Consider the following 10,409-nt stretch of genomic DNA (forward strand, 5'->3'; position numbering starts at 1 on the left):
CAAGCTGCGTGAGCGCTGCATTTTTACTGTGATTCCGGTACACTTGCGCCAGCCTATAGAAAAGGAATCTCCCATGTCATTGAATGTTGTAATTCTCGCCGCCGGGAAAGGGACCCGGATGCGTTCCGATTTACCTAAAGTCCTGCATAAGGTTGCCCATAAGCCCATGGTGCAGCATGTGATTGATACGGCCCATTCACTTAATGCCGACAAGATCAATCTGGTTTACGGTTATGGCGGCGACAAGCTGATGACGGAACTGGGCGAGCAACCGCTTAACTTTGTGCTGCAGGCTGAACAGCTGGGCACTGGCCACGCGGTAGCCCAGTCGATTCCCCATATAGATGACAATGACACTGTATTGGTGCTCTATGGCGACGTTCCCCTCACCCGCAAGGAAACCCTGGAAGCCCTGCTTGCTGCCAGGCAAAACGATGGCGTAGCCGTACTGACAGTGCATCTGGATGACCCTAGTGGCTATGGGCGTATGGTGCGCGAGCATGGCAAGGTGGTTGGCATAGTCGAACAAAAAGATGCTACTGCCGAGCAACTCAAGATTAATGAGATCAACAGCGGCATCATGGCATTGCCGGGCAAACAATTGAAAAACTGGCTCGGACGCTTGGAAAATAACAATGCTCAGGGCGAGTTTTATCTTACCGATGTGATCGCCATGGCTCACGCCGATGGTGTGGCCATAGACACGGCTCATCCAGTTAATTCCATAGAGACCGAAGGCGCCAATAACAGGGTGCAGTTGGCGGCGTTGGAACGTGCTTATCAGCAGCGCTGTGCTGAAGCCTTGATGTTGGATGGTGCCAACTTAAGAGATCCGGCACGCATAGATGTTCGCGGTGAAGTGACCGTCGGCATGGATGTGATGATAGATGTTAATGTGATCTTCGAAGGTAAAGTGGTGCTGGGTAATAACGTGACTGTTGGCGCCGGGGCTATCCTTATCGATTGTGAGATTGCCGACAACGCCGAGATTAAGCCTTACAGCATAGTAGAGGGCGCCAAGTTGGGTGATGGCGCCAGTGCCGGCCCGTTTGCTCGTCTGCGTCCGGGCGCTGAACTTAAGCAAGATGCCCACATAGGCAATTTTGTTGAGATGAAGAAAGCCGTACTCGGTGTGGGCTCCAAGGCTGGGCATCTGGCTTACCTCGGAGATGCACAAATTGGCCAAGGGGTAAACATAGGGGCCGGTACTATTACCTGCAATTATGATGGCGCCAACAAACATCTGACCGTTATTGAAGATGAAGTGTTTGTCGGCAGCGACACTCAACTGGTTGCTCCTGTCACTATCGGCAAGGGAGCAACACTGGGAGCCGGTTCCACTGTAACCCGTGATGTTGGCGCAGATGAACTGGTTATTACCAGGGTCAAGCAGAAACATATCAAGGACTGGAAGCGTCCACAAAAGCAAAAGAAGTAATTCCCTTAAATGAAAGCACCCACCTGGGTGCTTTCTATCTCACAAACCCGCGAATGGGTTTGAAGTCAATCATATTTAATTGTAAATATCCGTAAAGAAACTTAAATACTAATTCTTCTCATTTATATTTGCTGGCAAAAATAGAACAGATTGCCGGTCCGGCATCGAGAGTGAGGTGATTATGAGGTTTAAGTTTTCCTGTGTAGGTATGGCAGTGGTTGCTGCTATCTCTTCAATGCCACTGGCAGCAGAGCAAGCGCCAGAAGATATTGAACGCATCAGTGTTACCGGCCGTAGCTTCAATGATTATAAGACCGGCGTCGCCTCAGGCGCGATGCGTGGTGATATCAATCTGATTGATACACCTCAATCCGTTACCGTTATCCCCGACTTTGTCACCGATGAACAGCTGGCAACGAACCTGGCTGAAGTATTGGTAAATGACTCTTCGGTCACAGCGGGTACACAGCGTTGGAACCGGCAGGTTTTCTCTATTCGGGGGTTTGAACTGGACTCTGGGTCGGGCTACTTGATCAATGGTCATCAACAGTGGTCGCACTATGTACAACCTATTGAAACCCTGCAGCAGGTAGAAATACTCAAGGGCCCATCCAGTATGCTCTATGGCCAGTCAGGCCCAGGTGGCTTGGTTAATATGGTGACCAAGAAGCCGACCTACGACACTCTGTTTAACCTTGGGTTTGATACCGATGACAATGGCTCTACCCGCTTTCAGCTGGATGCCGGTGGTAGCCTTAACGAAGCTCAAACCATACGTTATCGCACCGTGTTGGTTAAGCAGGACACCCAATATTGGCGCGAATATCAGGATGGTGAAAATCAGGAAAGAGATCGTTGGCTGGGCTATTTAAACCTGGAGTTTGATCTCAGCGACGATATTACCTTGGCGTTGAAATATGACCACACCCAAGATAAGACCGGGATTGATGTGGGTGGCTGGTTGAATAAAAAAGGTGAGCTTATCGGTGGAAGAGACATTATCTGGGATATGCCTTGGGCATTTACCGATAATAAGGTACAGAACATGGGAGCCGATTTGGTTTGGCATCTCAACGATGACTGGAATGTGAAGCTGGGATATAACCACCAGAAGTTCCAGCGTCAGCGCTTGGATTCTGCTCCGTCTTATAATGAAAATGCGATGACGGATGGCTATAGCATCAGACCTTTCGATCGTTATGATGATTGGCAGCACAAGACTGCATATGTGGATTTCAGTGGTCATTTCAATACAGGTAGTATCGAGCATCAGTTGCTGATAGGTGCCAATTATCTGGACTACTTCTATCAACAACGTCGCGACCGCGGCGGCTCCATAACCGTAATTCCTGGTACTGGCCTACCTGCCAAGCCGGATCTTGATTATCACTCTGTGGCCAAGGGTGACCCTAGTGAATATGACTTTTATGGCGTCTACATTCAGGATTTAATCAGCTTGAACGAACAGTGGAAACTGCTCGCAGGTATACGCTATGACGAGCAAAAAGAAGACGGAGTTACCGACAGCGCAACGTCTCCCAAGTTTGGCATCATCTATTCGCCTATGGATAATGGCAGTATTTACCTGAACTACTCCAAGAGCTTTGTTCCTCAAGGAAGTGTTGATAACGAACTGGATCTTAATGACGGTATGGAACTGGATCCCGAATATGGTGAGCAGTATGAATTGGGCACCAAGTGGGAGCTGTTCGACAATAGCTTGTTGCTGACCGCTGCTGTGTTTGACATTAAGATAGACAACAGGATTGTCACTCACAGCTTGGATGTCCCTCAAGGTGATAAGACCAAAATTACCCGTCAGGATGGGACTCAGCATCACAAGGGTTTCGAGATGGGAGCTCAGGGGCAGTTAAGTGATAAGTGGTTTATGACTGGTTCCATGATGTATCTGGATGCCACTTACAAGACGGGAGATGAACTAGATGGAAAGACTCCTATAGATGCTCCTGAATGGTCGGCCAATATTTGGACCCGTTATGAGATGACTGAAGCACTGGCTCTTAACTTCGGTGCCGTTTATGTCGGTGAGCGCTTTGCAGATAAAAACAATCAGATCACCAAAGACGGTTATGTGCGTTTCGATATAGGTGCAGCTTATACCTTTGATATTGCCGGTACCGAGTTGGGTGTTCGCGCCAACATACGTAATTTGTTCGATAAAGATTATCTGGATGGCGGTGATTACCAGATGGTCACTATTGGTGAAGGTCGCCATTTCAGTCTGGCACTTGAAGCCAAGTTTTAATCGCCAATAGATATCATGCTATTCAGCAATGCCGGCCACTCCAGTGGCTGGCATTTTTTATGGATGAAATCTAATTCTTTCGGCTTCTTGTGGCGCACCCAGGCTCGGGCTGGCTTTAAGGCATGCCTGTATATCGGCTGAACTGCTAACGGGCTTTTTTCACTCAGTAATTGCGTTTAGGTTTCGAAGTTATATAATTCGCCTTTCGAATCGAAACTTATTCAGTCTGGAATGACCAAACGCAACACTCAACAAAGGCGTCACGCCATAGTTACCCTGCTGCAGCAGCAGGGTGAAGTCAGTGTCGATGCCTTGGCGCTGAAGTTTGAAACTTCGGAAGTGACCATACGTAAAGACTTGGCAGCCCTGGAGAAAACCGGTTTGCTGCTGCGTCGTTATGGTGGCGCCGTCGTCGTTCCTCAAGAGATGACCCAAACCTTATCTGAACCGCCTTCCCGCAATAAGTTGGCCATAGCTCAGACCGCTGCCGGGCTTATCAAAGATCATAACCGCATCATCATAGATTGTGGCAGCACCACTTTGGGGCTTATTCCTGAGCTCAATGATAAGCGCGGTCTGGTGGTTATGACCAACTCCCTGCAGTTGGCCAATGCGATACATGAATTGGAAAATGAGCCCACACTCTTGATGACAGGGGGCACTTGGGATCCCCACTCCGAATCTTTTCAAGGACAGGTGGCTGAGCAAGTATTGCGTTCCTACAACTTTGACCAGCTTTTTATCGGTGCCGATGGCATTGACTTGCAGCGAGGCACCACCACTTTCAATGAGTTGATTGGACTCAGCCGGGTGATGGCGGAAGTCTCCAGGGATGTGGTGGTGTTGCTCGAATCGGAAAAGGTGGGTCGCAGAATTCCTAATCTTGAGTTGCCATGGGAGTTGGTCACGACCCTCGTGACAGATGACAGGCTGCCTGATGCAGCCGCTGAAAGTATTTCAAATCAAGGGGTAAAGCTGATCTTAGCCCCTTTTACAGCATAAACTTTAAATTAAGCGGATATTGATATGTGTGGAATTGTTGGCGCAGTAGCGCAGCGGGATGTAGCTGAAATCTTGATAGAGGGGCTGAAACGCCTGGAATATCGTGGCTATGATTCGGCCGGTGTGGCTGTCATTCACCAAGGTGAACTGACCCGTACCCGCAGAGTTGGCAAGGTGCAGGAGTTGGCCGATGCTTTGCAAACTGCTCCTTTGGCCGGTGGTACAGGTATCGCCCATACCCGTTGGGCGACCCATGGTGAGCCCAGTGAGCGCAACGCGCATCCACATCAATCCGGCAGCGACATAGCCGTGGTGCACAACGGCATTATTGAAAATCACGCTAAATTGCGGGAGATGCTCAAGGGCTTGGGGTATCAGTTCAACTCAGATACAGATACAGAAGTTATTTGTCATCTGGTCGACCATGAGCTTAAGTCTGCCCCCGGCTTGCTGGCGGCGGTACAAGCCACGGTCAAACAACTGGAAGGTGCCTATGGCACTGTGGTCATCGACCGCCGTGACCCTGAACGGCTGGTGGTCGCCCGCAGTGGCAGCCCATTGGTAATAGGCTTTGGCCTGGGAGAAAACTTCGTCGCCTCGGATCAGTTGGCGCTGCTGCCGGTGACCCGTACTTTTGCCTTCCTGGAAGAGGGCGATGTTGCCGAAGTGACTCGCCGTGAGGTCCATATCTATGATCTGGACGGTAACCCGGTAATACGTGAAAAGAAAGAGTCGGAAATCACCCATGATGCCGGTGACAAGGGCGAGTATCGTCACTATATGCTTAAAGAGATCTATGAGCAGCCAATGGCGCTGGCCCGTACTCTCGAAGGACGAATTGCCCAACAGCAGGTGCTGGATAGTGCCTTTGGTGATAATGCAGACGATCTTCTCAAAGATATCAAACACGTACAGATCATTGCCTGTGGTACCAGTTACCATGCCGGTATGGCGGCACGTTATTGGCTGGAAGATTGGGCCGGTGTTTCCTGTAATGTGGAAATCGCCTCTGAATTCCGCTACCGCAAGTCGCATCTGTTCCCCAACAGCCTGTTGGTCACCATTTCTCAATCCGGTGAAACGGCCGATACCCTGGCGGCAATGCGTTTGGCCAAAGAGATGGGGTACAAGGCAACCTTGACCATATGTAACGCCCCCGGGTCCTCGCTGGTTCGCGAGTCCGACATGGCATATATGATGAAAGCCGGTGCCGAGATAGGTGTGGCTTCCACCAAGGCTTTTACCGTGCAGTTGGCCGGTTTGTTGATGCTGACGGCGGCACTGGGACGTTATAACAGCATGAGTGTGGAAATGCAGGCGGCAATCGCCCAGAGTCTGCAGTCTATGCCGGCTAAAGTGGAGCAGGCTCTGGGGTTGGATGATGCCATTGCTGAGTTGGCAGAAGACTTTGCCGATAAGAGCCATGCCCTGTTCCTGGGACGTGGCGATCAGTACCCCATAGCGATGGAAGGCGCGCTGAAGCTGAAGGAGATTTCCTATATTCATGCCGAGGCTTATGCATCCGGAGAGCTGAAACATGGACCATTGGCGCTGATCGATGCCGACATGCCTGTGATAGTGGTGGCACCCAATAATGAACTGCTTGAAAAGCTCAAGTCCAATGTGGAAGAAGTGCGTGCCCGTGGTGGCTTGATGTATGTGTTTGCTGATGTTGATGCTGAATTTGCATCCGATGACACCATGAAGGTAATTCCTGTGCCACATTGTGATGAGTTTATGGCACCGCTTATTTACACCATTCCGCTGCAGTTGCTGTCATACCATGTTGCCCTGATCAAAGGGACTGATGTGGATCAGCCAAGAAACTTGGCCAAGTCGGTTACTGTGGAGTAATTGGCCGGAATCAAGCTCAAGCCTGAAAGTGTTGCCATTAATCGCCTGAGTGTATGCTCAGGCGGTTAATTGTGTCAGCCGCTGCTGCTTTTTTGCTTCGTATCTCTTCCAGACTTTTTCGTGGAAGTAGAAAACAACTGTGTTGATGCTGGGTTCTACCAGGGCCACGGCACCACCTATAAGTACACTGCCAGTAAGCAGATAAGTGATGGTAAAGGCTACGCTGAAGTGCAGTATGGCAAAGGTCATTGTCTTAATCATGGCGGTTCTCCTCTCTCGATAATTTAATGATAATAATTCTTATTAACAATTGAAAGAGGGTTTAACAGATTAATTTGACCGTTTTTATCTATTAAAAAGGCCACTTATGCGGCCTTTAGTCGTCTAATACTATCAGTAATGCCAAGGGAAGCTGGAAAAGTCCTGATCGCGTTTTTCAAGAAACGCGTCTCGGCCTTCCTGGGCCTCGGCTGTGCCATAGGCCAAACGGGTCGCTTCTCCGGCAAACAGTTGCTGGCCAACCAAACCATCATCAGGCAGGTTAAAGCCATATTTGAGCATGCGCATTGCGGTTGGGGACTTGGAATTGATCTCCTTGGCCCAGCGCAGAGCTTCGGTTTCAAGTTCTGCATGAGGAACTGAACGGTTAACCATGCCCATGGCAAAGGCTTCATCGGCACTGTAGTTAAAGCCACAGAAAAATATTTCCCTTGCCCGCTTCTGACCTATCATCTTCGCCAGATAAGCACTGCCATAGCCAGAATCAAAGCTGGCTACATCAGGATCTGTCTGTTTGAAAACGGCATGTTCTTTCGATGCCAGTGTCAGATCGCACACCACGTGCAGGCTGTGACCGCCACCAACCGCCCAACCGGGAACAACGGCTATGACGACCTTGGGCATAAAGCGGATCAAGCGCTGCACTTCGAGAATATGCAGGCGGCCCATGCGAGCCAAATCGGCCTTGCCGGCTTCCTCACCTTCATATTTGTAGCCGTCCTTGCCGCGAATACGCTGATCGCCACCGGAGGAGAAGGAATATTGCCCCTTGGCCGATGGACCATTGCCCGTTAACAGCACACAACCTACATCAGACCATTGCCGGGCGTGATCCAGAGCTATGTAAAGTTCATCAACCGTCTTGGGACGAAAAGCGTTCAGGCAGTCGGGGCGGTTAATGGCAATTCGCACCGTACCTTGAGATTTGGCTCTGTGGTAAGTGATGTCTTCAAAAGCGAACCCGGCAACCTCTTCCCACAATTCAGGTTCAAAAGTATCGGAAACAAAAGATGTCATAACAAACAGCCCCTATATTGATAATGGCTCAAAGGCTAGGTGGATTGGCATGGGAGGTCAATGATTTCAGGTGCGGGTTTTGCGACCGTCGACAAAACCCGCGGCTTTACTCAGAGGTTATCGCAGATGAACAGCAGATTATCTTTGTTGAAAACAGGATGAGATATGACATTGCCGCGACAATACTCATCCTTGAAGTCCATCAGGGTATCTGGTGTGGTCAGTATGTTGTCCAGCTCTTGTAGCTCTGAAGCTGACAAACGCTCGGCAATATCTGCCTTGAGGCGGGCCTTTTTCTGATCGAGGCGAATGATCTGCGTGCCCGTCATGGCATCCAGCTTGCGTTCAATTTTCTTTACTAATGCTTCGGTTTGGGCAATGGGTTCATCGAGTTTATCCGTCTGAGTGACCAGGTAATAAAGCACTCCGGCCAATATTGCCAAAATAATCCAGCCTTTCATCATTTAGTCCAACTAAGGTTAATAACCCTTGTGTTACAAGGTATAATACGCCAGTTTTTATACAATAAGCAGTAAAAGGCTGTAAAGATGAGTGAAGAGTCGAGCAATAAGGATTATTCGAAAGCCAATCGAATCAAGATTCACCAGCCTGATGCGAGTAAAGCAGACCGCTTTAATCCTCGCAACCGAATTTACGTTCGTGCGGTTGATGGTCTATGGAGTACGTTAAGGCGGCGGATGGGATGGATAGCCATGCTGTTTTTTCTCATCTTGCCCTGGCTTCCATGGGGGGATAGGCAGGCAGTCTGGTTTAACCTGGCGGAGCAGAAGTTTCATGTATTCGGCCTGACTATTTGGCCTCAGGATCTGACGTTGCTGGCGGCCTTGTTTATGATTGCCGCCTTTGCACTGTTTTTTGTCACTACCTACCTGGGAAGGGTCTGGTGCGGGTACACCTGCCCGCAGACAGTGTGGACCTTCATCTTTATCTGGTTTGAAGAAAAGCTCGAAGGGGCACGCAACAAAAGGATGAAGTTGGATCAGATGCCCTGGAGTTTTGACAAACTCTGGCGCAAAACGGCCAAGCATACTGCCTGGTTGTTGATCTCCCTGCTGACGGCCATGACATTTGTGTCTTACTTTGTGCCCTCCAGAGAAGTATACCTAGAGGTGTTTACCTTACAGGCCAGTGGCGCCGTGTACTTCTGGGTCATTCTCTTCACTCTGGCAACCTATGGTAATGCCGGCTGGATGAGGGAAATCATGTGTATTCACATGTGCCCCTATGCACGTTTCCAGGCAGCCATGTTCGATAAGAACACTTATATTGTTGGCTATGACACCAAGCGTGGTGAAACTCGCGGCCCCCGTTCCCGTAAGGCTGATCCCAAAGCTCTGGGGCTGGGCGACTGTATCGATTGCGATCTCTGTGTTCAGGTCTGTCCGACAGGGATTGATATCCGTAATGGCCTGCAGTACGAATGTATCAACTGCGGCGCCTGTATCGATGCTTGCGACTCCACCATGGAACGTATGGGATATGCCAAAGGCCTTATCAGTTACACCACGGAAAACAAACTGGAAGGGATCAAGGAAAAAGTACTGCGTCCCAAGCTGGTGGGCTATGGTGTTGTGCTTACCGCGATGATTTTGGTGTTTATCTACGCCAGTGCCAATATCGCCCCTGTACGCATTGATATCATTCGTGACCGGAATCAGCTCTATACCGAGAATACTCAGGGGATGACAGAGAATACCTTCACTTTGAAGATATTGAACAAAACAGAAACGGCCCACGAGTACCAGATGCACATTGATGGGTTAAACAACTATAAGTGGTATGGCCCACAAACAGTGCAAATTGCGGCCGGTGAAGTATTGACGCTGCCAATCAGTGTGGCGGTCGACCCTGTGGAGCTGAAACGTCCCATTACCAAGATAGACTTTATTGTCACTACCGAAGTCGATGGTGAGGCGGTTGAAGCCAAACAGGAGTCCCGTTTCTTCGGGCCTTAAGCTTTAAGAAAAGACTCAAGATAGATAAAAAGGGGCGCGAGCCCCTTTTTTCATCAAAAAAGATCGCTTTTTTGGTCATTTGGTTGCTTTTATGAGCGAACGATAAATTAATCCTGTTTTTCTAAGATTTAGCCCTTGCACAAAAGTTCAGGCTCCCTATAATGCGCTCCCACTGACACGGCACAGCGGCAACGCGAAAGACGTGACAGGGTCGAAGAAAAGAGGCTTTTGAGTCCTTTCAACGACAGGCGAAAAAAAGATGGTAAATACCTCTTGACGCCGCAGCAGGAAAGCGTAGAATACGCAGCCCTGACCCGATGGCCACAGCGCCTAAGGGATTGCTCTTTAACAAGATAAACAAGCAAATCTGTGTGGACACTCACAGGCATTGAGAAATCGACAAAACGATTTAACTCGATGAAGAGTGTTCATACGAACAGAATTCATTGAGCAGAACCTTCGGGTTCAACCAAAACTTTAATTGAAGAGTTTGATCATGGCTCAGATTGAACGCTGGCGGCAGGCCTAACACATGCAAGTCGAGCGGTAACATTTCAAAAGCTTGCTTTTGAAGATG

Annotated in this window: 8 protein-coding genes and 1 rRNA gene; 6 read left to right on the top strand and 3 right to left on the bottom strand. The window is 49.3% G+C overall.

The features are described 5' to 3' along the window. Positions 1-73: 73 nt before the first annotated feature. The 4 genes from glmU (at position 74) to glmS (ending at position 6,560) form a co-directional block, all read left to right on the top strand. Entirely contained in the window at positions 74-1,438 is a 1,365-nt protein-coding gene (glmU, locus tag N512_RS0115780) for a bifunctional UDP-N-acetylglucosamine diphosphorylase/glucosamine-1-phosphate N-acetyltransferase GlmU (RefSeq protein ID WP_028780953.1), read from the top strand. A 181-nt stretch (positions 1,439-1,619) separates the two neighbouring features. Further along, positions 1,620-3,704 carry a TonB-dependent siderophore receptor gene (locus tag N512_RS0115785; protein ID WP_028780954.1) on the top strand — a complete coding sequence of 695 codons (2,085 nt, stop codon included), beginning with the start codon at positions 1,620-1,622 and terminating at the stop codon, positions 3,702-3,704. A gap of 231 nt (positions 3,705-3,935) precedes the next feature. Beyond that, positions 3,936-4,706, top strand: a complete 771-nt coding sequence (locus N512_RS0115790; protein WP_025889688.1) for a DeoR/GlpR family DNA-binding transcription regulator — start codon at positions 3,936-3,938, stop codon at positions 4,704-4,706. A 24-nt stretch (positions 4,707-4,730) separates the two neighbouring features. Then, a complete protein-coding gene (gene glmS, locus N512_RS0115795; protein ID WP_028780955.1) occupies positions 4,731-6,560 on the top strand; it encodes a glutamine--fructose-6-phosphate transaminase (isomerizing) in 1,830 nt (609 codons plus the stop codon). 57 nt (positions 6,561-6,617) lie between these two features. On the opposite strand, the gene N512_RS0115800 is transcribed toward glmS, so the two are convergent. The 3 genes from N512_RS0115800 to N512_RS0115810 form a co-directional block, all read right to left on the bottom strand. Then, positions 6,618-6,821, bottom strand: a complete 204-nt coding sequence (locus N512_RS0115800; protein ID WP_025011735.1) for a DUF2061 domain-containing protein — start codon at positions 6,819-6,821, stop codon at positions 6,618-6,620. Between the two features lie 132 nt (positions 6,822-6,953). Beyond that, positions 6,954-7,856 carry a 1,4-dihydroxy-2-naphthoyl-CoA synthase gene (locus N512_RS0115805; protein ID WP_028780956.1) on the bottom strand — a complete coding sequence of 301 codons (903 nt, stop codon included), beginning with the start codon at positions 7,854-7,856 and terminating at the stop codon, positions 6,954-6,956. Between the two features lie 110 nt (positions 7,857-7,966). After that, positions 7,967-8,317 carry a hypothetical protein gene (locus N512_RS0115810; protein ID WP_025889692.1) on the bottom strand — a complete coding sequence of 117 codons (351 nt, stop codon included), beginning with the start codon at positions 8,315-8,317 and terminating at the stop codon, positions 7,967-7,969. An 87-nt stretch (positions 8,318-8,404) separates the two neighbouring features. Here N512_RS0115810 and ccoG point away from each other — a divergent pair, with 87 nt between their 5' ends. After that, positions 8,405-9,832, top strand: coding sequence for a cytochrome c oxidase accessory protein CcoG (ccoG, locus tag N512_RS0115815; RefSeq protein ID WP_025011738.1), 1,428 nt, complete (start codon positions 8,405-8,407; stop codon positions 9,830-9,832). 478 nt (positions 9,833-10,310) lie between these two features. Continuing rightward, positions 10,311-10,409 (top strand): 16S ribosomal RNA (locus N512_RS0115820); the annotation flags it as partial.

Source organism: Shewanella sp. 38A_GOM-205m, from assembly GCF_000518445.1.
In the GTDB taxonomy this organism is placed as follows: Bacteria; Pseudomonadota; Gammaproteobacteria; order Enterobacterales; family Shewanellaceae; genus Shewanella; species Shewanella algae.